The sequence below is a fragment of the Streptomyces coeruleofuscus genome, from assembly GCF_039532725.1.
GTDB classification, from domain to species: Bacteria; Actinomycetota; Actinomycetes; order Streptomycetales; family Streptomycetaceae; genus Streptomyces; species Streptomyces coeruleofuscus.
This window is the reverse complement of the sequence record NZ_BAAASE010000015.1, coordinates 62,677-85,508: the sequence shown is the minus strand read 5'-3', so window position 1 is coordinate 85,508 and position 22,832 is coordinate 62,677. Positions and strand designations below refer to the sequence as shown.

21 protein-coding genes are annotated in these 22,832 nt (G+C 69.1%); 13 read left to right on the top strand and 8 right to left on the bottom strand.

Going from position 1 to position 22,832, the window contains the following annotated elements; all coding sequences use genetic code 11:
* Positions 1–4: 4 nt before the first annotated feature.
* From ABFX81_RS38465 to ABFX81_RS38445, 5 genes are all read left to right on the top strand, one after another.
* Positions 5–913 (top strand): type II secretion system F family protein, encoded by a 909-nt coding sequence (locus ABFX81_RS38465; RefSeq protein WP_086841669.1) that lies wholly within the window; start codon positions 5–7, stop codon positions 911–913.
* A 57-nt stretch (positions 914–970) separates the two neighbouring features.
* Positions 971–1,222 (top strand): hypothetical protein, encoded by a 252-nt coding sequence (locus ABFX81_RS38460; RefSeq protein WP_086600464.1) that lies wholly within the window; start codon positions 971–973, stop codon positions 1,220–1,222.
* Between the two features lie 110 nt (positions 1,223–1,332).
* The gene (locus ABFX81_RS38455; RefSeq protein ID WP_086841634.1) at positions 1,333–1,713 is read left to right on the top strand and encodes a TadE family protein; all 381 of its coding nucleotides are present in this window, start codon (positions 1,333–1,335) and stop codon (positions 1,711–1,713) included.
* A 45-nt stretch (positions 1,714–1,758) separates the two neighbouring features.
* The gene (locus ABFX81_RS38450) at positions 1,759–2,184 is read left to right on the top strand and encodes a TadE/TadG family type IV pilus assembly protein (protein ID WP_086841671.1); all 426 of its coding nucleotides are present in this window, start codon (positions 1,759–1,761) and stop codon (positions 2,182–2,184) included.
* Between the two features lie 11 nt (positions 2,185–2,195).
* Complete coding sequence (locus tag ABFX81_RS38445; protein WP_086841636.1) at positions 2,196–2,666, top strand: pilus assembly protein TadG-related protein; 471 nt, start codon at positions 2,196–2,198, stop codon at positions 2,664–2,666.
* A gap of 460 nt (positions 2,667–3,126) precedes the next feature.
* Here the strand turns inward: ABFX81_RS38445 and ABFX81_RS38440 are convergent, their stop codons facing one another.
* The gene (locus ABFX81_RS38440; RefSeq protein WP_086841638.1) at positions 3,127–4,956 is read right to left on the bottom strand and encodes a protein kinase domain-containing protein; all 1,830 of its coding nucleotides are present in this window, start codon (positions 4,954–4,956) and stop codon (positions 3,127–3,129) included.
* 440 nt (positions 4,957–5,396) lie between these two features.
* Here ABFX81_RS38440 and ABFX81_RS38435 point away from each other — a divergent pair, with 440 nt between their 5' ends.
* Complete coding sequence (locus ABFX81_RS38435) at positions 5,397–5,624, top strand: hypothetical protein (RefSeq protein WP_086841640.1); 228 nt, start codon at positions 5,397–5,399, stop codon at positions 5,622–5,624.
* Positions 5,625–5,688: 64 nt separating this feature from the next.
* On the opposite strand, the gene ABFX81_RS38430 is transcribed toward ABFX81_RS38435, so the two are convergent.
* Positions 5,689–6,045: a hypothetical protein gene (locus ABFX81_RS38430; RefSeq protein WP_086841642.1), complete on the bottom strand. Its 357-nt coding sequence runs from the start codon at positions 6,043–6,045 to the stop codon at positions 5,689–5,691.
* A gap of 180 nt (positions 6,046–6,225) precedes the next feature.
* Between ABFX81_RS38430 and ABFX81_RS38425 the strand changes: the two genes are divergently transcribed.
* Both ABFX81_RS38425 and ABFX81_RS38420 read left to right on the top strand, forming a co-directional pair.
* The gene (locus ABFX81_RS38425) at positions 6,226–10,752 is read left to right on the top strand and encodes a DUF6531 domain-containing protein (protein ID WP_346139389.1); all 4,527 of its coding nucleotides are present in this window, start codon (positions 6,226–6,228) and stop codon (positions 10,750–10,752) included.
* Positions 10,753–10,761: 9 nt separating this feature from the next.
* Complete coding sequence (locus ABFX81_RS38420; protein WP_346139388.1) at positions 10,762–11,238, top strand: hypothetical protein; 477 nt, start codon at positions 10,762–10,764, stop codon at positions 11,236–11,238.
* A gap of 55 nt (positions 11,239–11,293) precedes the next feature.
* On the opposite strand, the gene ABFX81_RS38415 is transcribed toward ABFX81_RS38420, so the two are convergent.
* The 3 genes from ABFX81_RS38415 to ABFX81_RS38405 all read right to left on the bottom strand — a co-directional run bounded on the left by ABFX81_RS38415 (position 11,294) and on the right by ABFX81_RS38405 (position 13,758).
* A complete protein-coding gene (locus ABFX81_RS38415) occupies positions 11,294–11,932 on the bottom strand; it encodes a hypothetical protein (RefSeq protein WP_086841648.1) in 639 nt (212 codons plus the stop codon).
* Between the two features lie 84 nt (positions 11,933–12,016).
* Entirely contained in the window at positions 12,017–13,102 is a 1,086-nt protein-coding gene (locus ABFX81_RS38410; RefSeq protein ID WP_086841651.1) for a hypothetical protein, read from the bottom strand.
* Positions 13,090–13,758, bottom strand: coding sequence for a hypothetical protein (locus ABFX81_RS38405; RefSeq protein WP_346139386.1), 669 nt, complete (start codon positions 13,756–13,758; stop codon positions 13,090–13,092). The genes ABFX81_RS38410 and ABFX81_RS38405 overlap by 13 nt, the downstream gene beginning before the upstream one ends.
* A gap of 531 nt (positions 13,759–14,289) precedes the next feature.
* Here ABFX81_RS38405 and ABFX81_RS38400 point away from each other — a divergent pair.
* From ABFX81_RS38400 to ABFX81_RS38385, 4 genes are all read left to right on the top strand, one after another.
* Entirely contained in the window at positions 14,290–17,286 is a 2,997-nt protein-coding gene (locus ABFX81_RS38400; RefSeq protein ID WP_346139385.1) for a BTAD domain-containing putative transcriptional regulator, read from the top strand.
* Complete coding sequence (locus tag ABFX81_RS38395) at positions 17,283–18,056, top strand: prepilin peptidase (protein WP_086841676.1); 774 nt, start codon at positions 17,283–17,285, stop codon at positions 18,054–18,056. Before ABFX81_RS38400 ends, ABFX81_RS38395 begins: the two co-directional genes overlap by 4 nt.
* A 192-nt stretch (positions 18,057–18,248) precedes the next feature.
* On the top strand, positions 18,249–19,448 hold the full coding sequence (mqnC, locus tag ABFX81_RS38390; RefSeq protein WP_086841655.1) for a cyclic dehypoxanthinyl futalosine synthase: 1,200 nt from the start codon (positions 18,249–18,251) through the stop codon (positions 19,446–19,448).
* A gap of 18 nt (positions 19,449–19,466) precedes the next feature.
* Complete coding sequence (locus tag ABFX81_RS38385) at positions 19,467–19,913, top strand: hypothetical protein (protein ID WP_086841657.1); 447 nt, start codon at positions 19,467–19,469, stop codon at positions 19,911–19,913.
* Between the two features lie 55 nt (positions 19,914–19,968).
* Here the strand turns inward: ABFX81_RS38385 and ABFX81_RS38380 are convergent, their stop codons facing one another.
* Positions 19,969–21,006, bottom strand: coding sequence for a glycoside hydrolase family 18 protein (locus ABFX81_RS38380; protein WP_086841659.1), 1,038 nt, complete (start codon positions 21,004–21,006; stop codon positions 19,969–19,971).
* 146 nt (positions 21,007–21,152) lie between these two features.
* Here ABFX81_RS38380 and ABFX81_RS38375 point away from each other — a divergent pair, with 146 nt between their 5' ends.
* Positions 21,153–21,848 carry a demethylmenaquinone methyltransferase gene (locus ABFX81_RS38375; RefSeq protein WP_086841662.1) on the top strand — a complete coding sequence of 232 codons (696 nt, stop codon included), beginning with the start codon at positions 21,153–21,155 and terminating at the stop codon, positions 21,846–21,848.
* A gap of 10 nt (positions 21,849–21,858) precedes the next feature.
* Here the strand turns inward: ABFX81_RS38375 and ABFX81_RS38370 are convergent, their stop codons facing one another.
* Together ABFX81_RS38370 and ABFX81_RS38365 are read right to left on the bottom strand one after the other, a co-directional pair.
* Positions 21,859–22,170: a PASTA domain-containing protein gene (locus ABFX81_RS38370; RefSeq protein WP_086841664.1), complete on the bottom strand. Its 312-nt coding sequence runs from the start codon at positions 22,168–22,170 to the stop codon at positions 21,859–21,861.
* A 110-nt stretch (positions 22,171–22,280) separates the two neighbouring features.
* Positions 22,281–22,811 carry a GNAT family N-acetyltransferase gene (locus ABFX81_RS38365; protein WP_086841666.1) on the bottom strand — a complete coding sequence of 177 codons (531 nt, stop codon included), beginning with the start codon at positions 22,809–22,811 and terminating at the stop codon, positions 22,281–22,283.
* Positions 22,812–22,832 lie beyond the last annotated feature (21 nt).

The following is a 22,832-nucleotide window of genomic DNA, read 5'->3' as shown; positions in this document are numbered from 1 at the left end:
GACGATGCCGATCACGGTCGGCGCGGTCATCGGCCTGGGCATCTACGTCCTCGTGCGTGCCCTGATGCCGTCGAAGCGCAGCGCGATCTCCCAGGTCGCGCGGATCGACGCGATGCGGGCGCGCGGCTCGGCCTACGAGTCCGCGCGGCGGCAGGCGGACACCAGCCGGTTCGGCTCGCTGCGGGCCGAAGTCGGGCAGCGGGTCGCCGAGTTCTACCTCCAGCAGGGCTGGGAGCAGCGCTCGCTGCGGGCGGACCTGGCGGTCCTGGACCGCAGCTGGGAGAAGTTCCTGGCGACGAAGGTGCTGCTGGGGGTGGCGGGCCTGTTCTTCGGTCCGTTCCTCTTCGCCATCGTCTGGACGCTGGCCATCGCCGACAGCCCGATCATCCCGGTGTGGCTGGCGCTGCTGTGCGCGGCGGTCTTCTTCTTCCTGCCCGACCTGGAGATCCGGCGTGACGCGGCCAAGAAGCGGCGCGACCTGCGGCGTGTGATCGGCGCGTACCTCGACCTGGTGTCGATGAGCCTCGCCGGCGGACGCGGCCTGCCGGAGGCGCTGATGGCGGCGGCCGAGATCTCCGAAGGCTGGGCCAACCAGCGCATCCGCAACGCCCTGTCCGACGCCCGCATCACCGGCGTCAGCCAGTGGCAGGCACTCGGCCAGCTCGGCGAGGAACTGGGCGTCGAGGAGCTCAAGGACCTCTCCGCATCCCTGGCCCTGGTCGCGGACGACGGTGCCAAGGTGCGCGAGTCCCTCGCCTCCCGGGCCGAGACCATGCGGCACCGCGAACTCGCCGAGATCGAGGGCAGCGCGGGCGAGAAGTCCCAGTCGATGCTCGTCGCCCAGCTGCTGCTGTGCGCCGGCTTCCTGGTGTTCCTGATCTACCCGGCGGCGATGCGGGTGTTCCAGGTGTGAAAGCTGCTCGCCCATCCGACCGCCCACAGAATCAGCTGAGTTGAGAGGACAACCCCTATGAACGGACGCAACTTCCACACGGGCATCCCGGCGGTGGACTTCCTGGTCGTCTTCCTGCAGGGCCGCGTGGAGCGTGCCCGGTCCGGCGAACTCGACCGCGGCGCCTCCGCGGTCGAGTGGGTCATCATCTCCGCCGTGGTGGTGGCGATCGTCGGCGTCGTCGCCGCGATCATCAACCGCGCGCTGGAGGGTGGTGCCGAGAAGGTCGAGAACTGCATCAACGGCGCCAACCAGAGCGGCACCTGCTGAGCGTCGTACGGACAACGGGGTTGACGGGGTTGCACGTGAGCGTGGGCAGATGGGTGCGCCGCAGGGTGGAAGCCGTACGGAAGTCGGCGGCATCCCGCGGCGACTCCGGCATGACCGCGATCGAGTTCGTGCTGCTCACCCCGGTGCTCTTCTTCATGATCTTCGCCACGGTGCAGTTCGCGCTGTATTTCTTCGCCGACCACGTGGCCCAGGCGGCGGCCCAGGCAGGTGCCCGGAAGGCCCGCGCCACGGCCGACGAACAGCCGGGTGCCTGGCGGGGCGAGGCACGGGACGTGGTGGACAGCTACATCAGACAACTGGGCCCCAAGTTGGTGCTGTCACCCGACGTGGAGCTGCTCCAGCCGGAGCAGAACACGGTGGGCGTGGAGATCACGGCACGGGTCCCGACGGTGTTCCCCGGGCTCGATATGACCGTGCACGCCCAGTCGGTGGGACCGGTGGAGCGGTTCGTGCGGGATGAGGGGAACTAGGTGAACGTCTCTTCCCTGCGGGACCGTCGGTCCCCGGTCGAGGCCTTGCGGGGCGAGGAGGGGCTGTCGGTGGCCCGGGACGACCGGGGCCTGTCCACGGTCGAGGTCGTGATCCTCGCGCCGGTGATGATCCTCTTCATCCTCGTCCTGGTGGCCTTCGGTCAGATGGTCGAGGGACGCGGAGCGATCGACGGCGCCGCACGGGACGCGGCCCGGGCCGGATCGCTCCAGTGGGACGTCGGCAACGCCATGGCGGAAGCGCGCAAGGCGGCCCAGGCCAATCTCACGGACGTCTGCACGGGCCCGGTGACCGTCACCAAGACCAGCGCGGGCTTCGCCGACGCCGACCTGTTCACCGTCGAGGTGAGCTGTCAGGTCCGTGGTCTCGCGATGGTCGGCCTGGACATCAAGACCCGGATGTCCGGATCCTTCACGGCACCGCTGGACCCGTTCAAGAGGAAGGCGGGCTGAGGGAGTTGACCATGTCCTTCAAGACCACCGCCCTCCGTACCTGGCTGTCGTCCCGCCACGAGCGGCTGGACGACCGAGGCTCCGGCGCCGGCGCGGTCATCATCTTCGCGCTCGTCTTCATCTCGCTCTCGGCCTTCGTCATCGACGGCGGCCTGTCCATCTCCAAGCGGGAACGCGCCGCGGACATCGCCGAACAGGCCGCCCGCTATGCCGCCCAGGACATCGACCGCGAGGCCCTCTACGAGAACGAGGGCGGCCCGGCCCCGATCAACTTCGAGAACTGCAACGCCCGCGTGAAGACCTTCGCCCGCGAGATGGACATGACGGGCCCGGACATCGCGGCGACCCACTGCGTGGCGGCGAACGCCGAGGAGGTACAGGTCGAGGTGCAGCTCACCTACTCCCCGGTCTTCACCGGGATGTTCTACGGCGGTGACGTGGTCGTCCACGGGCAGGCGGTGGCGGAGAACGAAGTCGGGTGAGCGGCCACTACTGCGGGTGAACCCCGACCAGGTGCCGTTGCTGTCAACGCCGTTCGCCGTTGGTCCGGGCATGAAACGGTGGATCAACTCGGCCCTTGTGACCGCGTTCGCGGGATCACTGATGCTGACGGCCGTGCCTGCCGCCGACGCGGTGGCCAGCTCGGCTGCACCGCGGGGCAAGTGCGTATGGCTGACGGTGACGGGGAAGAAGGTCGCCGTACGCCGACCGGCGAAGGACGAATTCTCAGCCCGGCCGAACAGCCCCGTGGATCACTACGTCCACCGAGGGGACCGACTTCACAGCTGCGTCATGACGTTCAACCGCGGGGGCCCGCAGTACCGCGCCTGCGGACGGTACGGGAGGGACTGGTACGTCGTCCGGGGCGGTCAGATCCCCACGACGTGCGTACGCGTGAACTGACCATGCCGACGCGGGAGGTGTGTGCCTCGCATCGGACGGCTACTCGGGCTTCCACTGGGTGGCAGTGGCCACGTAGGTGCGAAGCTGGTCGTTGTCGGCGGTCCCCGCGTTGACCTTGGTGATCCAGAGGTGAGTGACGGCGCCCTCGCCGGACACGACGCAGAGACCGGTGCCTGCCTTGAGAAGCGAGTCGTCCCTGATCCGGCTGAGCGGGATGGGGTTGGGGAGCGAGCCCTCAAGGGCTGAGCCGCGGCAGGCGGTGGGCGTGGGGCGCCGCTCGGCGGTGGTGCCGTAGGAGCCTTCGTCGTCGGCGAGCCGGATCCCGTTCGTCTTGATGGGGTCAGGGCAGTCCGTGTAGGTGAGCCAGCCGCCGGAGGACGGTATGTAGCCGGCTCCGGTCTCCACGCTCAGGTCGTTGATGTCGAGGATCGTCGCGTCGGAGGGCCTGCACATCGTCCCCGATCCGATGTCCTCGGCGGTGGGGATGTACTTCGGCGCCCGCAACACGAGGTTTTTGTCCCGTGCGCTGATCTGCCAGCCGGCTTCCGACTTCGGGGCGTCCGTGATCGTGGGCGAGGCGCTGGGGGAGGTGGCCGTGCCGGCAGCGGGGTCGGCTCCTCCGGAAAGGTCCTGGGCGTCGCCGGAAGCGGTGATGTCCCTCGAGTCGTCCGTCATCACCTGGTAAGCGGCGACGGAACCCCCACCCACCGCCAGCGCCGCAACGACGGCGATCACGGTGATCAGTGCCTTAGGACGGGGTTTGGCGGGACGGGCCGGCGCTTCGGCTCCAGCGGCCGGTGCCGACTGCGGAGGGTACGAAGGGGCGGTGGGAGCCGCGGCCACGAACGCATCCCCCGGGGAGTGTGCCGGCCGTGTCGGCGCGGCGGCCGCGAAGGCGGCCTGAGGAGGCAGCCCCGGCTGGGTGGGGACCGGAGGTGTCGGCGAGGAGCTCGTTGCGGTCGGCGCGGGAGAGGAATGCAGGCGAAGTGTCTCCTCCTGCAGGCTGATCTGCTCCTGCACGGCCGGTGGCAGCCACCAGCCCTCATGCCGGATCAACCCCTCTGTACCGGCCAGGGTGTTGCACGCCTCGATGATCTGCCCAGGAGTGGGCCGGGCGGCCGGATCCTTGGCCAGGCAGCCGACGACGACGCCACGCAGTTCTTCCGGACACGCATCGAGATCAGGTTCGTTCGAGACGATCCGGTACAGCAGCGCGTGCGAGGCACCCTCGCCGAAGGGGTGCCGACCGGTCGCCGCGAAGTATGCGACAAGACCGAGCGCGAAGACGTCCAGAGCAGGCGTGACGTCACCGCCCATGGCCTGCTCTGGCGCCATGTACGCAGGCGTCCCGAGCCGTACGTCCGTACCAGTCAACGCTGTCGTGTCGGCGGCGCGGGCGATGCCGAAATCGATGACACGTGGGCCGTCGGAGGCCAACAGGACATTGGAGGGCTTGAGATCCCGGTGAATGACGCCGGCCCCGTGGATCGTCTGAAGTGCCTCCGCGATACCGGCAGTCAACTGCAACACCGTACGCAGCGGCAGCGTCCCGTGCTGGTACACGGCGGACGCGAGAGAGGGACCGGGAACGTATCCGATCGCGAGCCACGGCTCGGGACCGTCGGTGAAGCTGTCGAGGACGGGTGCGGTGTACGGCCCCTGCACCCGACGTGCTGCTGTGACCTCCTGGGCGAAACGCTTGCGGAACTCCGGATCCTGCGCGTACTCCCGCCGGACGACCTTGAGTGCGACCGGCTGTCCGCCCCGGGTGTGCGACAGGTAGACCATGCCCATGCCGCCCTCGCCCAGCCGTGCCCTGAGACGGTAACCGGCTATCTCTTGGGCGTCGTCGGGCGACAGTGCGTCCATGGGGGAGTCCTTCCGGAGCTTGTGGGGGCTACGCCATGTTACGGAAGGGGTGGGAGCGGTCGGTGGTGCGGCCGGAGTATGACCATCGCCCTTGCGTCCGGACCGCGCCAGGGCGTGACGGTGCAGAAGATCCAGCCGGTGAACCGGTGATCCCGAACATTCGACGGATCTGCACACCGTTCACGGTGAGGTCGTGACAAACCAGGGCACGAACTGAGCACCACTCACTTACCCCGCCGTGCATTGCAGTCTGATACCGCGCAGGAGTCGAACTTGTGAAGGCGACGAGCATTTCGGTGACCGAATGGTCACACACATGAATTCGGTCACCGGAATCCATCGCACCCTCATAACCGCTGACTGGCCGACTCTTCACCCGACGTGCTTTGATCGGTCGCGCTCGAGCACTTCGAATTATTGAACGAAGGGAACCGCCCTCCATGGCCTTCACCCCGCAGATCCAGACCGCCCACATGTCCGACGCCGAGCTGGACACCATCGCCGGCGGCCAGGCGGGCGGCACCGCGGGTGCCGGCGCCGCGGCCGGTCTCTACGTCGAGACGTCGGCCGCCGGCGTCAACGCCGGTCTCGGCGGCGGCGTGGGCCTCGCCGTCTCGCCCGCGGGCATCGCGGCGGACCTGCACCTCAACGCCGCGGTCGCTTCCTGACTCCAGCCGCGCGAAAAGCCCCGGATCTCCGTATCCGGGGCCTTTTCACGTCAAGGGCGCGGCTTTACTTGCCGCCGCCGGCTTTCCCCTTGCCGCCCTTCCCGCCTCGCTTGTCCTCGGTCTTCATCGCATCGTTGACCTGCTTGGCGAGTTCGTCATCAAGCTTCTTGAACTCACGGACAACGGCATCGGACATACTCGCCAGCGCATCGAGCTGCTGCGTGATGTCCTCGCGTCCGTCCTCCCAGTTGGACTCGAAATCCCCGAGCGCGTCATTGACACTGCCGTCGCCGATGTCGTCCTTGTAAGACTCGAAGAGCTTCTTCGTGTGATTCAGACGTGTCTTGATGGAACGCAGCCGGCGCCCGTAGCTCTCCAACTCGGTCAGTGGGAGCGCGAGGTCGCTCTTGCCGTTGCCCATATGGCAGCCCCCCAACGTCCAACGCTCTGATCCCACCTGCACCGTACCCCGAGCCGATCTTCCCGTCGAACGGCTGTGCCCTGTAAGTTCACGTGTGCATACGGTTGTTGACGTTGGTGTGCACGTGACGGGGGTTGCGGTATGGCGGGGCACAGGCCTGCGGACTGGCATGTCCTGGACTTGGACAAGGATCCGACGCCTGGTGATCCGCAGCGGGTGCGCACGCTTGCGAAGCATCTTCACGACTTCGCCGATGACGTCTCCGAGGCGCTGCGTCTGGTCAAGGGCATGGCGGGGGAGGGCACGCTGCTTGAGTGGGCGGGCAAGTCGGCGGACGTCTTCAAGGAGGACTTCGCCGACGTCCCGAAGAACCTCAAGAAGCTGAAGAAGTCCTACGAGATGTGCGGGGACGCGCTGGCGGACTTCTGGCCGAAGCTGGAGCGGGCGCAGTCGCTGGCGGACAAGGCTCTGGTCAAGGGGCGTGAGGCGCGGGACAACCTCTCCTCGGCCCAGTCCCGTCTCGCCTCGGCTGATTCGTGGGTGACGCGGGCCGGCAAGGAGGCGGACAAGTACAAGGACGACCCGACCGGCAGCAAGAGCGCTGAGAAGCCGGACGAGGCGAAGGTGCGTGCCGCGACGCGGGATGTGCAGCATGCCAAGTCGGATCAGTCCAAGGCGCAGTCGGACGTGTCCGATGCTCAGGATGCGCTGGCGGCGGCGAAGAAGATGGCCGAGGACGCGCGCAAGATGCGCGAGGAGGCCGCCCGGGAGGCGAAGTCGAAGATCGACGAGGCCTCGGATGCCGGTATTCAGAACCGGTCGTGGTGGGAGGAGGTCGGCGACTGGTTCGTCGACAACTGGGACACGATCGTCGCGGTGTGCAAGGTCGTCGTGGCGGTGGTCGGGATCGTCGCGATGATCATCGGTGGCCCGATCCTGGGTGCGATCGTGCTGATCGCCGCGGCGGTCGTCCTGGCCGACACGCTCTACAAATACTCCAAGGGACAGGCATCCCTATGGGACGTGGGGCTCGCTGCCCTGGATTGCATACCCGGCATGAAGGGGCTGACCACCCTCGGCGGCCTCGCCAAGGGCCTGAAGGGCCTTGGCAAGGTCGGCCTCAGGGGCATGGCCAAGGGGCTCGGCGGCAACCTGCGCAAGAGCGCACTGAGCATGTTGAAGCGCACGTGCAAGAACGATCCGATCGACGTCGCCACCGGTGAGATGGTCATGTCCGAGGACGACGTCTTCCTGCCGGGCGTGCTTCCGCTGATTCTCCGGCGGCACTACGTCACGGATCAGCGCGCCGGCCGCTGGTTCGGGCGTTCATGGACCTCGACGTTGGACCAGCGGTTGCTTCTGGAACAGTTCGGTGTCCGTCTGGTCACCGAGGACGGCATGGTGCTGGAATACCCGACGCCTGAGCGGTACTTGACGGTCATGCCGGTCGAGGGGCCGCGCTGGGAGCTTTCCTGGGACGGTACGGCCGCCAGCCCGATGGTTGTCAGCCAGCGGGAGATCGGCCAGGAACTCCACTTCGCTCAGGTCACCCCGCACCGGCCGGCAGAGCTGTCCCTCGTCGCCATGACAGACGATCACGGAAACTCGATCGAGGTCTTCTACGACGAGGAGGGTATGCCCCTCGGCGTCTCGCACAGCGGTGGGTACCGCATCGACGTGTCCGTCGTGTCCGGCCGGATCACCGAGTTCTCCCTCGCGAGTGCACCCGATACTCCGACGCTGTGCCGATACGGGTACGACCGCAAGGGGCGACTCACGCATGTCCGTGACGCCTCCGGTCACGCGGAGAAGCTCTTCCATGACGACGAGGACCGCATCAGCGGCTGGGAAGACCGCATCGGTACGGTGTTTCGCTACACATACGACGCCCAAGGCCGCTGCGTGCGGACGACCGGCCCGGACGGCCTGCTCAGCAGCACGTTCCAGTACGACGAAGCGGCCGGGCGGACGGTGTACACCGACTCGCTCGGGCATTCCACCACGTACGAACTCAACGATCACCTTCAAGTGGTCCGGGAGATCGACCCCGTGGGTGGAACGATTGTGCGTGAGTGGGACAGGTACGACCGACTGCTGTCCGAGACCGACCCCTTGGGCCGCACCACCCGCTACACCTACGACGGCCGGGGTGACCTCGTCGAGGTACGCCTTCCCGACAACTCCACCGTGCGGGCCGAGTACGACGAGGAACGCCGGCCCATCGCCCTCGTCGAAGCCGACGGCGCCCGCTGGGAGCGCAGCTATGACGAACGGGGCCGTCTGTCAGGGATGGTGAACCCGGTCGGTGCCTCGACGCGCTTCTCGTACGACGAGAGGGGCGCAAGGTCACAGATCACCGATCCACTGGGCGCTTCGTACCGGATTGCCAATGACGCAGCGGGTCTGCCTCACACCGTCACCGATGCACTCGGACACACCACATGCTACGAACGGAACGCACTGGGGCAGGTGGTCCGCATCACCGATGCCATGGGGGCGGTCACCTCGCTCGCATGGACGCCGGAGGGCAGACTGCTGGAACGTCGGCTGGCGGACGGCTCGGCCGAGTTCTGGCAGCACGACGCGGCAGGCAACCCGGTCTCCTTCACGAGCGCCGCAGGCGCCGTCACGCGTTACGAGCAGGGGCCCTTCGGACTCCCCGTCGCCGTGACGTGCCCGGACGGATCACGCATCGAGTATGCCTACGACACGGAGCTCCGCCTCGCGGCTGTCACCAACGCCCTCGGCCACACCTGGTCGTACAGCTATGACGCGGCCGGGCATCTGTCGCGCGAACGTGATTTCAGCGGCAGAGAGACAACGTACGGGTACGACGCGGCAGGGCAACCCGTCGAGCGCACCAACGGCGCTGGGCAGCGGCTCGTCTGCGCCTTCGACTCCCGGGGGAACCTCCTGAGCCAGGCGACGGACGACGGAGTGATCCACTATCGATACGACCGGGTCGGCCGCCTCATGGAGGCAGCAGGGCCGGACGCCGTGGTCACCTACGAGCGGGACGAACTCGGCGCAGTTCTGCGGGAGACGTGCAACGGCCGGTCACTGGAACTCGACTACGACCTCATGGGGCGCCGAATACGCCGCCGCACCTCTTCCGGGGCCGTGACCGCATGGGAGTACGATGCGGGCCACCGTCTGACAGCGCTGCACACCAAGGGCATCAGTGTTCAGCTCGGCTACGACTCCATGGGGCGCGAGACCGAACGCAGGCTGGGCGCGGGAGCCTCGCTCAGCCAGTCGTGGGACGCCGTCGGCCGGACCACCGGTCAGGTCCTGTACGCCACGGGACGTGCTCTCGGCAGCCAAGGCCGAGGCGTCGAGGTCTGGCGGCGAACCTATGGCTACCGTCCCGACAACTTCCTGACGGACAACGACGACAGCGTCCAGGGGCATGACCGGTTCGACCTCGACGCCCACGGCAGGGTCCTCGCGGCGAACTCTCCGCGCCGGCGGGAGCACTACGCGTACGACGCCGCCGGCAACCTCGCACACAGCGGGGGAGTACCCGAGCCGGGAGGCCAGGCCGGCGCGCCTGTCGTGGACCGGGAGTATCAGGGACTGCTGCTGCGCCGCAGCGGGCGCACCCGTTACGCATACGACGGTCAAGGCCGAGTCGTGTCCGTCACGCGGCGCCTGCTGTCGGGTGGATCCCGGACGTGGCAGTACCGCTGGGATGCCTTCGACCGCCTGACCGATGTCGTCACTCCTGACGACCGCCACTGGCACTACCTGTACGACCCGCACGGTCGCCGCATCGCCAAGCAGTTGCTGGCGCAGGACGGCACGGTCATCGAGCAGACCGACTTTGCCTGGGAGGGAACCCGCCTCGCGGAACGGATCCAGCCCCAGGGCGACGGCGCGTCGAGGGCGACCACATGGCACTGGCAGCCGGGCGAGCACAGGCCACTCGCGCAGACCGAGCGGGTCTTCACGGCGTCCGGCGGAGATGCGGGCGGCCAGGAGGAGATCGACGCCAGATTCTACGCGATCGTCACCGATCTGGTCGGCACACCGACCGAACTCGTCGATGGTGACGGAAGCATTCACTGGAGGCGCCATACCTCGGTCTGGGGCGTGCCGTTCGAGACCGCGGGGAATGAACCAGCGTGTCCGCTGGGCTTTCCGGGCCAGTATCACGACATCGAGTCCGGGCTGGATTACAACGTCCGGCGCTACTACGACGCGGAGAACGCCCGATACATAGCACCGGACCCACTCGGACTGGACGCGGCCCCCAACAACTATTCCTATGTCCCCAACCCGTTCACATGGAGCGACCCCTTCGGCCTGGTCTGTACAGACCTCGGTGGCTGGTACGGGAGGCTTTCGCCCGCGCGTAAGGGCAATGAGATCAACCACATACCGGCCAAGGCGGCTTACGCTCATCTCAGCCTGACCGACCATATGGGTCCTGCCATTCGCATGGAGCGGCGTGACCACCGGCTCGTCTCGAGTACGGATTCGCGCGGCTACTCGGCCACTCCATGGCGCAATGCGCAGCGTGACCTGATCGATCAGGGCAAGTTCGACGAGGCCATGAAGATGGACATCGACGACATCCGTGCGCGTTTCGGTACGAAATATGACCAGCATATAGCCGATATGGTCGCCAGCTTGAAGGACAACGCCGGTCTGCAGAAGATGCTGTCCGACAACGGCTGGGCGATCAATTACGACCTGCTGAAGTGAGGCAAGACAATGGAAATCATCCTGGACCCTCCGAATGGTGTTCCGCCGGTGACCATGGGGATGCCGTTCGAGGAGGCCGTCACAGCTGCTGCTTCCTGGGGCGAAGTGCGCGTGATGGGGCCCTTCGATCATGATCCCACGGTGCAGATTCAGGCTATGGGGGACGACTTCGACGTCGTCGTCGTCCTCAAGGATCAGAAAACGGTCAATGCCGTCGATGTCTCGGCTCCCGAGGAGGAGGACTCAGACCTGCGTGTCATGTGGCGCGGATTCGACGTCTTCCGGACTCCTGCTCGTCAGTTGCTCCAGGCGTTCTCCGAGGCGGGATACCGAATCGACGACTCCAACCCCGAGGAACCCGTCGTGCTCGACCTGACGATCGCCTTCAACCGCTGGACATCCCAGGAGGTCCCCGTGGACCCCGAAGACGGTCTGCCGCTGTATTTCACGGCGGCCCTGGTCTCGAACGAGAACCCGTCCGTCTGACCGCAGGGTGGCCACCGTTCATGCCCTGGGTGCTCTCGAAGCCAGTACTGCATCCTCACCTGGAGCATGCCCCTCGCTCGGAGTGCACCGACGCGTTCTGCCACACGCCCTGCTCGTTCTTCGCCAGGGAGACCGAGTAGCGGACGTAGGGGTCCGTGCCTGCCGGGTTCCCCTCGACCTCGCTGGTCTTGCGGTTCCTGGTCTTCGCCGCGCTTTCGTCCGTGCAGTAACTGAGCGATGCTCCCTTGCCGTTCCCTGCTAGGTTGACCTTGGGATTGAAGGCGGGCAGCTTGCCGATGACGGTGACGTTCTTGTCCGTGTAGGACTTGATCCATTCCTTGGTCAGCCCGCGAACCCCTTCTGTGTCGTAGAAGGCGACGGCCTCGCTGTCGGGGTCGTTTTCGATGATCGCCGCGTACCCGGCCCGGATTTCCTCCTTGCCGTCGTTGAGCACGGCCTGCTCGACGGGATCGCCGCTTGTCCAGTTCTCGAAGGTCAACCGGAAGCTGCTCGGGATGGTGATCTCAGGGCGCTCGGGGCCGGGCGGTGACGATGCCGACGGGCTCGGCCCTGAATCCGTGCCCTTGATGCCGTCCGACGACTTGTCGTCACCACCTCCACCGCAGGCGGTGAGCAGCAGTGCCGCCGTCGCGGTCAGCGTGGCGGCGGTGGTGCTCAGAGCGCGGCGTGCCACGGTTCGTCTCCCATGATGTTCGGTGTGTGCGGCAGGGAACGCAGCCGCCCGCTCCCCGCGACCCCACGCAGCGCTCCCATCGCGTCAGCGGTTGATCGACTGGATCTCCTGGACGTTCATGTCCTGGGTGGTCTCGAAGGTGCCGTCGGGGAGGGCGCCGCCGGTGCCGTCGGAGCCCTCCCAGGTGATCTGCCAGGTGACGCTGGCGGAGAGCTGGTACGGGGTGCCGTTGGTGGCGCGGAGGTAGCGGATGCCGCAGGGCGGGGTCTTCTCGGCGTCGCCCTTGGTGTACGGGGTACCGATCGAACCGTCCTCGTTGATCTCGCAGTCGCCGGAGGCGGGGAAGACCTCGGCGTCCTCGGTGCCCGGCTCCAGGTGCAGGGCGACCGGCTTGGCGGTGGTCTCCGCCCACAGGCCCGTGTTCGGGAGCTCGGCGCGGACCTTGACCTCCTTGAAGGTGCCCTTGTCCAGCCAGACCCAGGTCGGCAGATTGACCGTGGACTTGCCCGCCGGCTTCAGGTCGACCTTCGTGTCCGGGACCTTGACCTTGTTGTAGGCGTACTCGGCGAGTGTCTTCGGGGTGGGCGTGTTCGGGTCGTCCGGGACCTCGCCGGCGTCGACCCAAAACATGATGCGGCCGCAGTCCCAGGACTCCGAGTCGTTGGGGTCGGGGGCGACGCCGCGCCAGAAGTAGCCGTCCTTGCCGAGGTTGTAGTTCTTGTAGCCCTCGGCGGTGCTGTTCGTCGGCGCCTGCAGATCGAAGTTGTCCGCCGGCTTGCCGTCCCGGTAGTGATCGGTCCAGAGCCCCTTGCCCCACCAGGACTCGTGGATTCCGACGTCGCCGCCGCTGTCCGTGTCCACGAAGTGCTTGAGCTGCTCCGGAGTGAAGGCGGGCTCGTACCAGCAGGCAGGCGGCTTCCAGTTGGGATCGACTGTGCCGAGGTTTCCTTCCTTGCCGTCGCCACCCCCACCGCTCGGATACGTGACCTGGATGTTGGAGACGGAGGCGGAGAGGCTTCCCTTGCCGTCAGCTCCGCCCTGTGCGCCGGGGGGCGTCGCCTCGCCGGAGACCGGCTTGTTGGCGTAAGCCGGGCCGGCGGTGCAGACGAGGGATCCCGCCGCCAAGGCCACGATGAGCTGCGTTCGCCTGGATGTGGTCAGCCTCGACATGCCTCCGCCTTCCCCTCGACGGTGACCTGCTGGGCGCGCCACACCGGATTGCCCTTCACGGACGTCATGAGGATGGTGAACTTCTGGAAACTGGCCAGGCTTTCCTTCGTGCGGTGGACCTTCTCGGACTTGACTTCCTTGCCGTAGACCTTGGACTGGTCCTCACAGAACGTGACGCTGACCGTCTTGACCTTCTCCGACTCGTCGCCCGGGCTGATTTCGGCCTGGTAGTACCGGTCCTCGCCCGTGAGCGTCCAGCCGCCGTCCACGTACTCCTTGATCTGCGAGTGCGCGTACTGGGCAGCCTGGCCCGAGGAGTAGAACTGGAAGGCGGGGTCGCCCGGATCCTGCTCCGTGATGCCGTGGTTCAGCGCTCGGATGTAGTTGGCGGCGTCCGCGAGGGCTGCCGCGCTGTCCTGGTCCGACGGCTTCTCGAAGTCGAAGACCAAGTCGAGGTCCTTCGGAAGACTCACGTCAGGCCGGTCGACGTCCGTCGACGCCGAGCCGGGGGCCGAAGCGGTAGGACTGCTTGCTCCCTTGTCCGCTCCCTTGATGTCGTCCGAGGAGTCGTCGCCGCCACCGCCGCATGCGGTGAGCAGCAGTGCCGCTGTCGCGGTGAGCGTCACGGCTGTCGTTTTCAGAGCGCGGCGGGCCACGGGCGTTCTCCCCCGGTGTTGGATCATCGTCTGATGTGTGCGGCAGAGAACGAAGCTATCAGGGGCGGGTAATGGGACCTTGGGGAGCAGTGACGGAATGTGTGGGGAATGTGGGGAGCATGGCGTGGCAGTTGCGAACGCTGGAGCGCCTCGGGGAACGCGTCACCTTCCGGTAACCCTTCAGCTCGGTCGCAGTGGTGGTCAGGGCGCGGCGGGCCACGTTTCCTCCCCCGAAGTTCGGTGTGTGCGGCAGTGAAACCATCAGGGGTTCGTCACGCCCCGTCGGGGTCGCAGCGGATGCGTGGGGAATGTGAGGAGCGTGCGTGGCAATCGCGAAGGTAGCGAACCCTGCCGCTCGGTCGCAGGCGCGAGCGCAGCCACCTACGAGGGCAAATCGGACGTCAACGACCTTCGGTTCCTACGCACTTCGACGACCTCAATAAGAGTCAATAAGATCTCTGTAGGCTCAGCACACCTCTAGGCCCACAGTTCGCCTCACCGCACTCCACACACGACCCCAGGACACCCGCCATGCCGCGACGCCGCACCTCAAGCTCGTCAAGCTCGACGGGAAGTACGTCGGGAACGACGGGAACGACGGCTCCGAGGAATCGGACGCCGCAGCCGGTGAGGATCCGGCGGCGGTCGTTCGGGGACTTCGTCAAGGCGTTCTTCGCGTTCGTCGCCCTGGCCGTTCTCCTCGTCGGTGTGCCGGGCGCGCTGGCCACGCAGATCGGGTGGCCGTTGCCGAACGGGGTGCCGAGCCTCGACTGGCTTCAGCAAGAGATCACCGTCGACACGTTCCTGAACATCCTCACCGTCGTGGTGTGGCTGGCGTGGGCCCAGTTCACCGCCTGCGTGCTGGTGGAGATGAAGGCCGCGCTGTCCGGTGTCGGTGTGCCGGGGCGGGTGCCGGGTGCCGGGCCCAGTCAGTTGCTCGCCCGGCAGCTCGTCGCCGCGCTGCTGCTCGTCGGCGCCACCGCCGCCAGCTTCGCGCCCGGTCTGTCGCAGCTCGGGCAGAGCGGCTACGACGCCAACCACAAGCCCGCCTCCGCCGCGGCCCAGCAGACCCCGGGTCTCTTCGCCCAGCAGCAGGAGCAGGCCGCCGACACCGCGGCCGCCCTCGCCGAGCAGGCCTCGCACGCCGCCTCGCACGCCGACGCCGGTGGCAGCACCGCCAAGCAGGGCGACACGAAGTACTACCGGATCCAGCCGCCCGAGGGGCGTCACCACGACTCCCTGTGGGAGATAGCGGAACGGCACCTCGGTGACGGGCGTCGCTACAAGGAGATCTTCGAGCTCAACAAGGACCGCGTCCAGCCGGACGGGTCCAAGCTCTCCGAGGCCAGTCTCATCCGGCCCGGATGGATCATGGAGATGCCGGGCGACGCGCGCGGTGGCGAGCTCGTCGAGATGCCCGACGAGGCTCCCAACGTGTCGCCGGACGTGCAGCAGCAGATCGCCGATTACGCCCAGACGGGGGACCACGCCCAAGGCGGCGGCAGTGGTGCCCAGGGCGGCGGGCACGAGCACGCCGGTGGTGGTCCTTCCACCTCCCAGGTCTCCCTGCCCGAGCAGCGGCCCGCTCCCGACACCGGCCACCAGCAGGCCACCGGGGTCGGAGCCGAGTCCGACAGCTCCTTCGGTCTGCCCGAGGCGCTGCTCACCGCACCCCTCCTCGCCGCCGGTCTCCTCGGTGCCCTGGGGCGGCGGCGCCGGCAGGCGCTCTGGCAGTCGGCGTTCGGGGCCGTCGGCGGGCGGCGCGGTATGGAGCCGCCCACGCCGAGCGGCGACGCGCAGGACGTCCAGGACGCGCTGCTCGTCGGCGCCGACCCCGAGGGCGTGCGGCTGCTCGACCGGAGCCTGCGCGGTCTCGCCGCCTCCCTCGCCGAGGAGTCGCGGCCCCTGCCGGTCGTGTACGCCGCCTGGCTCAGCAACGGCGACCTGCACCTCCAGCTCGCCCAGCCCGCCGGGAAGCCGCCCGCCCCCTGGCAGCAGGGGCAGGACCAGACCTTCTGGATGCTGGCCCGGACGGACGCCGAGCGCTACGAGGACGTCGACACGGCCGCGCCCTACCCGGGGCTCGTCAGCCTCGGCACCATGGACGACTCGCGGCTGCTGCTCAACCTGGAGGCCGTGCCCGGCATCGTCTCCCTCTCCGGCCGGGAGGCCGACCGGGCCGCCGTCTTCGCGTCCGTCGCCGCCGAGTTGGCGACCAACGGGTGGTCCGACCGCATGACCATCACGCTCGTCGGCTTCGGGCAGGACCTGACGCCTCTCGCCCCGAACCGGATCCGGCACCTCGAGGACGTCGAGGCGCTCGTCGAGACCATGGAGGCCGAGACGCGGCAGCGGCGGGGCGCCCTGGGCGCGGCCGGGCACGACTCCGTCCTCACCGGGCGCACCGGGCCCGCCCAGCACACCCGCTGGGCCCCGCACCTCGTCCTGCTCGCCGCCCAGCCGTCCGCCGAGGACGCCGTCAAGCTCGCCGAACTCGCCGCCGACGCCGGCCGCCTCGGCATCGGCTACCTCGTCGGCACCGAGACCGGTGACCTGCCGGGCGCCGCGTGGGAGATGGAGATCACCGGCCAGGGCAAGCTGCTCGCGCCCCTCCTCGGGCTGGAACTCGACGCCCAGCTGCTGCCCGCCGCCCAGCAGCGGGCCGTCGTCGAGCTGTTCGTCGACGCCGACCCCGAGAACCGGCCCGACGGCGGCCCGGCCAACAGGCCGCCGTTCCTCGTCGACATCAGCGAGCAGGGGCGGCCGGCCGTCTACGCCCGGCTCGTCGGGCCGTACGAGATCATCGGCCTCGACACCCCGGACGGGGACCGCAGCGCCCTCCTCCACGAGGCGCTCGCCCTGCTGCTCCTGCACCGCGAGGGTGTGCACCCGCGCGTGCTGTCCTCGGCGCTGTGGCCGCGCGGCGTCACCGACGACGTACGGGGCGCGCTGCTGGACCGGCTGCGCGACTGGCTCGGCGCCGACCCCGACGGCACCCCTCGCCTCGGCACCGACAGCAGCGGCCGGCTCACGCTCGCCAAGTCCGTCGTCTCCGACCTGGACGTCCTGCGGTCGCTCTACCACGAGGCCACGCAGGGCAAGGGCGTCGACAGCCGGGCCGTGCGCGGGCGGCTGCTCACCGACGCGCTCGTGCTGGTGCGCGGGCCGCTGCTCGCCGACCGGCCCGAGGGCCGCTACCGGTGGCTCACCCACGAGATCGTCGACGCCCAGCTGCCGCTGCTCGTCGCGGACACGGGGCTCGCGCTGTGCGAGTTCCACATGGAGAAGAACCGCGCCGAGAAGGCCATCGAGGCCCTCAACGCCGCCCTGCGCACCGCCCCGGCCGACGAGCGCCTGTGGCACGAGCTGCTGCGCGCCGCCCACGCCACCGGCGACACCTCCCGGCTGACCGCGCTCGCCACCGATCTCATCGGCCGCAGCGGGGCCCGAGGCCTGCCGCCGCGCACCGAGGCACTGCTCGACGAGCTGCTGCCGACGTGGCGCGACGCGATCGCCGCGGTGGGATGAACACCGGGATCCTGGTCATCGCCGCCGCGCTGTGGGGCGCGGCGGCGGGTGCGTTTCTGCCGCGCGCGGCCTACCGGTTCTCGGCCCCCTCGGGGGAGCCCTGGCGGGAGCGGTGCCCCGGCGGGCACGCCCTCAAGGGCTGGCTGGGACGGGCCTCCTGCCCGGAGTGCGCGCAGGGCCCAGAGGGCGCGGCGGGTGCAGAGGGCGCGGAGCGCGAAGAGGCCGGATACGGGCCCCGTACGACACCACTGGTGATCGCCACCGCCCTCGTCTGCGCCGCCCTCGCCGCCGCCACCGGCACCCGGCCCGAGCTCGGGGTGTGGCTGCTGCTCGCGCCCGTCGGGGTGCTGCTCACGGCCGTCGACTTCCGGGTGCGGAGGCTGCCCGACCCGCTCACGCTCCCGTTCGCCGCGGCCGCGCTCGTCCTGCTCGGCCTCACCGCGCTCGTGCCCGAACACGCGGGGGAGTGGACGACCGCCCTGCTCGGCTCGCTCGCGCTGGGCGGCGGCTACTTCGTGCTGTTCCTCATCAACCCCGCGGGGATGGGCTTCGGCGACGTCAAGCTCGCCCTGGGCGCGGGGGCGGTACTCGGCTGGTACGGCTGGCCGACGGTGATGCTCGGCACGTTCGCCGGGTTCCTGCTCGGGGCGCTGTACGGCGGTGCCCTCGTCGTCGCGCGGCGGGCCGGGCGCAAGACGGCCATCCCCTTCGGGCCGTTCCTGATCTCCGGCGCCCTCCTCGGACTGCTGGCCGGGGCCTACGCGGCCTGACGTCTTCAGGGCCCCAAGGTCCGACGTGCCTCAGCGCCGCAAGGCCCGACGTGCCTCAGGTCCCCAAGGTCCGACGTGCCTCAGGGCCCCAGGCCTGACGTCCTCAGGGCCCCAAGGCCTGGCGTCCAGCGCCCCGAACGGCTGGCGTACGCTGGGCTGGTCCGTCCACAACCCTTACGAAAGGGACGCCCGGTGACCGAGAAGGCCGACCTTCAGCCCATCCTCGACCGTGCTGCCGCCGGTGGGCGGATCACCCCCGACGAGGCGCTCCTGCTGTACCGGGACGCACCGCTGCACGCGCTGGGCGCCGCCGCCGACGCCGTACGCCGCCGCAGGTACGCCGGCACCGAGCACATCGCGACGTACATCATCGAGCGCAACATCAACTACACGAACGTCTGCGTCACGGCGTGCCGCTTCTGCGCCTTCTACGCCGCCCCCAAGGACACCGCCAAGGGCTGGACCCGCGACCTGGACGACATCCTGCGCCGGTGCGCCGAGACGGTCGAGCTGGGCGGCACCCAGATCATGTTCCAGGGCGGACACCACCCGGACTACGGCGTCGAGTACTACGAGAAGCACTTCTCCGCCATCAAGCAGGCCTTCCCGCAGCTGGTCATCCACAGCCTGGGGGCGTCCGAGGTCGAGCACATGGCCCGGATCTCCAAGGTCGGCGTCGAGGAGGCGATCCAGCGCATCCACGCCGCCGGGCTCGACTCCTTCGCCGGTGCCGGTGCCGAGCTGCTGCCCGAGCGGCCCCGCAAGGCCATCGCCCCGCTGAAGGAGTCCGGCGAGCGCTGGCTGGAGATCATGGAGATCGCGCACAACCTGGGCGTCGAATCCACCTCCACCATGCTGATGGGCACCGGCGAGACCAACGCCGAGCGCATCGAGCACCTGCGGATGATCCGGGACGTCCAGGACCGCACGGGCGGCTTCCGCGCCTTCATCCCCTACACCTACCAGCCCGAGAACAACCACCTGAAGGGCCGGACGCAGGCGACCCTCTTCGAGTACCTGCGGATGATCGCGGTCGCCCGGCTGTTCATGGACAACATCGCCCACATCCAGGGCTCGTGGCTGACCACGGGCAAGGAGGTCGGGCAGCTCTCCCTGCACTACGGCGCCGACGACCTCGGCTCGATCATGCTGGAGGAGAACGTCGTCTCCTCCGCGGGCGCCAAGCACCGCTCCAACCGGATGGAGATCATCGACCTGATCCGGAAGGCCGGGCGGGTGCCCGCGCAGCGGGCGACCACGTACGAGCACCTCGTCGTGCACGACGACCCGGCGAACGACCCCGTCGACGACCGCGTGGTCTCGCACATCTCCTCCACGGCCATCGAGGGCGGCACGGCTCACCCCGAGCTGAAGCTGCTCGCCTCCAACTGAGTCGGCACGGAGAGGCAGTTGGAAACCATTCACACGGCCGACGCCGTCCGCGTCACCTGGGACTCCGAGCCCGTCAAGGGCGGTGCCGTTGCCGTCGGACGGGACCGGATCGGTGCCGTCGGAAAGCTCGACGACGTCCGCGAGGCGTTCCCCCGGGCCAGGGTCCGCAGGTGGCCCGGGACCCTCGGTCCCGCCCGAGTCCACGAGGGCCCGCTCCCGGACGCCCCGAGCCCGCGCGAACGCGTCCACGAGGTGCTGAAGCTCGGCGCGGTCGCGGTCCTGGAGGAGTACGTCGACTCGCCGGAACTCCGGTCCGCGGCCGACCGCAACGACGTCGTCGTCCTGCCGAGTGCGCGCCGCACCGCGATCGTCCCGACCGGCCGCGCCGACCTCGCCGTCTTCGACGAGGCGGGGGAGTGCGTCGCGACGGTGTGCGCGGGGCGGCTGGTGCACAGGCGGCGCTGACGGCGTCGTCGTGAAGGGCTTTGAGGCGGGCCTTCTGCAGCACCCTTTTGATCCTTCAGCCCGCGAACGCCTCCCCGAACGCCCCCGGCGCCTGCCTCACCCCACTGCAATCGGTCGCCGGCTGGCCCGGCGTGGAGCCGTTCGCGCACTGCCGGTCCCGCGCGGCCGACCACATCGACACCCACCCGATGCCCTTCTCCTCGGCGAAGGCCCGGACCTCGGCCGCGTCGGCGAGCGTGAAGGTCTCGCCGTCGACGTCGTTGACGCCGATCATCGAGGTGAGCGCCATGCCCTGCCAGGCGGCCGCGTCCGAAGTGCCGAAGACCTTCTTCAGCTGGGAGTGCGCGGCCTTGGCGGCCGTGATCGCGTAGCCGCCCATGTCACCGTCGTACGAGGTGCCGTAGTTCATCGTCATCAGGTTGACCGTGGCGACCTGGACGCCGTTGTCGTTGGCGGAGCCGAGCAGCGCCAGGCTGTCCTTGCCGAGGCCGGAGGGCATGACCGGGAGCGTGAAGGAGACCTCCAGATCCGTACGCTCCTTCTGGAGCAGCGCGATCGCCTCCGAACGCAGGGCGACGGAGCCGGAGTCGGCCAGTTCGTCGCCCTCGACGTCGAAGTCGGCCCGGGTGGCACCGGCCGCGTCGAGGGCCTTGCCGTACGCCGCCGCCAGTTCCGTCGCGCTGTCGCAGGCCGCCGCGAGCTCCTTGCCGGAGGCGCCGCCGAACGAGACCCGGACCTGGCCGCCGTCCTTCACCAGCCGGGCGATACGGGACTTCACCGCAGGGTCGCCGATGGCTTGGGTGCCGTCCCAGCGCGGGGTGCAGTCGTCGCCGTCGGCCAGGACGAAGGCGAGGTTGTACGTCGTCGGGGAGCCGGCGGACTCGGTGCCGGCGGCCTCCGCGGCGCTCACGTACGGGGCGTACGCGGTGCCGGCCCCGGCAGGGGGTGAGGAGGAGGCGGGTGGCGAGGTGCCGGGCGCGGCCGGCAGCGAGGGCGCCGGGCGAGCCGCCTCGCCCTGTTCGGAGCACGCCGTGGCGACCAGGGCGACCAGGCAGCCCAGTGCGACCGCCGCCGGCTTCCGGTGACTCCTCATGACACGTGCTCCCGTTCTCGTGAGACCTCAGGGGTACACACCAAGTACGTTTCCCGGCCGCGAACGTCTCCCGAGGCGGCATGGAACGCCGTGTCACGGCGGAAGCCGCGGCTTCTCCCGGGTGGGCGTACTGCAACAATGGGCCCGTGACCCGCGCATCCCTGGACAAGCAGCCGCACGAAGTCGCCTCGATGTTCGACGACGTGGCGGAACGGTACGACCTGACCAACGACGTGCTGTCCCTCGGCCAGGACCGGCGATGGCGCAAGGAGGTCGCCAAGGCGGTCGACGCGCGCCCCGCGCAGAAGGTCCTCGACCTGGCGGCGGGCACGGGCACGTCCTCGCTGCCCTTCGCCCGGACCGGCGCGTACGTCGTCCCCTGCGACTTCTCCCAGGGCATGCTCCGGGTCGGCAAGCAGCGGCAGCCCTGGCTGCCCTACACCGCCGGTGACGCGACGCGGCTCCCCTTCAAGGACGACACCTTCGACGCCGTCACCATCTCCTTCGGGCTGCGCAACGTGCAGGACACGGATGCCGCCCTGCGGGAGATGTACCGGGTGACCCGGCCCGGCGGACGGGTCGTGATCTGCGAGTTCTCGCACCCCACCTGGGCGCCGTTCCGCACCGTCTACACCGAGTACCTGATGCGCGCCCTGCCGCCGGTGGCGCGAGCCGTGTCCTCCAACCCCGACGCCTACGTCTACCTCGCCGAGTCCATCCGGGCCTGGCCCGACCAGCCCGCGCTGGCCGGGCGGCTGGGCGAGGCCGGCTGGTCGCGGGTGGCCTGGCGCAACCTGAGCGGCGGGATCGTCGCCCTGCACCGGGGCTTCAAGAAGAGCTGACCGCAAGGCGCTAAGGGGAGCTGAGGACCATGTACGGGTCGCCGGGCTCGTCCAGCTCCCGCTGGAGACCACCCCTGGGCGGCTTCGGGATCCGCGGCTCGTGCACGCCCCCGCCGCCCTCGCCGGGGCCGAAGTCGAACCACACGTAGACCATCGACTCCCGCGGCACCGCCGCACCGGGCCGCGGATACTGGCGCACGACGTAGTCGACGACGGCGAGATGGAAGTCGGGCCGGTCCGGTGCGTTGAGGAGCAGGCCCTGCGCCCGGGCCGTCTCCCGCGCGTCCACGGCCATCAGGCCCACAAGACGCGGTACACGCACATCGGGTGTTTTGCGGGATATGTGCACAGATGTCACCCCCAGCGGTACAGGCAGGGTAACTCCCGCCCCACACCGGCCGGAAGCGACAGATGTCTTTCTGTGACAGTCGACTACGCAGCGTCAACGGGCGGTGGCCGGAGGTCGAGCCGGTAGCAGTGTCCCGACCGCTCCGAGGCCGGTGTCGTGAACGTCTGCGCGAGGCGCATCCCCAGCCGCCGCGCGACCGCGATGGACCGGGTGTTGCGGGCGTCGACCATCGCCACCACGCCCGGGACGCCGGCCGCCCGCGTCCGCTCCAGCGTCTGCCGGGCGGCCGCGGTGACATAGCCCTTGCCCCAGTGCTCCCGGCCCAGCCTCCAGCCGATCTCGATCTGGCCCGCCGGCCCCCAGTCCCGCTCCCAGGGCTGGGCGCCCGTGAAGCCGATGACGTGCCCGGACTCGTCGAGCATGCTCCACAGGCAGAAACCGAGCTCGGCGTCGTGCCGGCGCTGGCGGGCGGTGAGCTCCTCGTAGACCGACAGCTCGGCGGCCCTGCCGCCGTGGAACTCCATGACGTCCGGGTCGTCGAAGAGCCGGTGCCAGACGAACGCGTCCTCGTGGGTGGGGACGCGCAGCCGCACGGCGGGGAGAGCTCGGTTCATGGAGGCAGCCCTTCAGCAGGT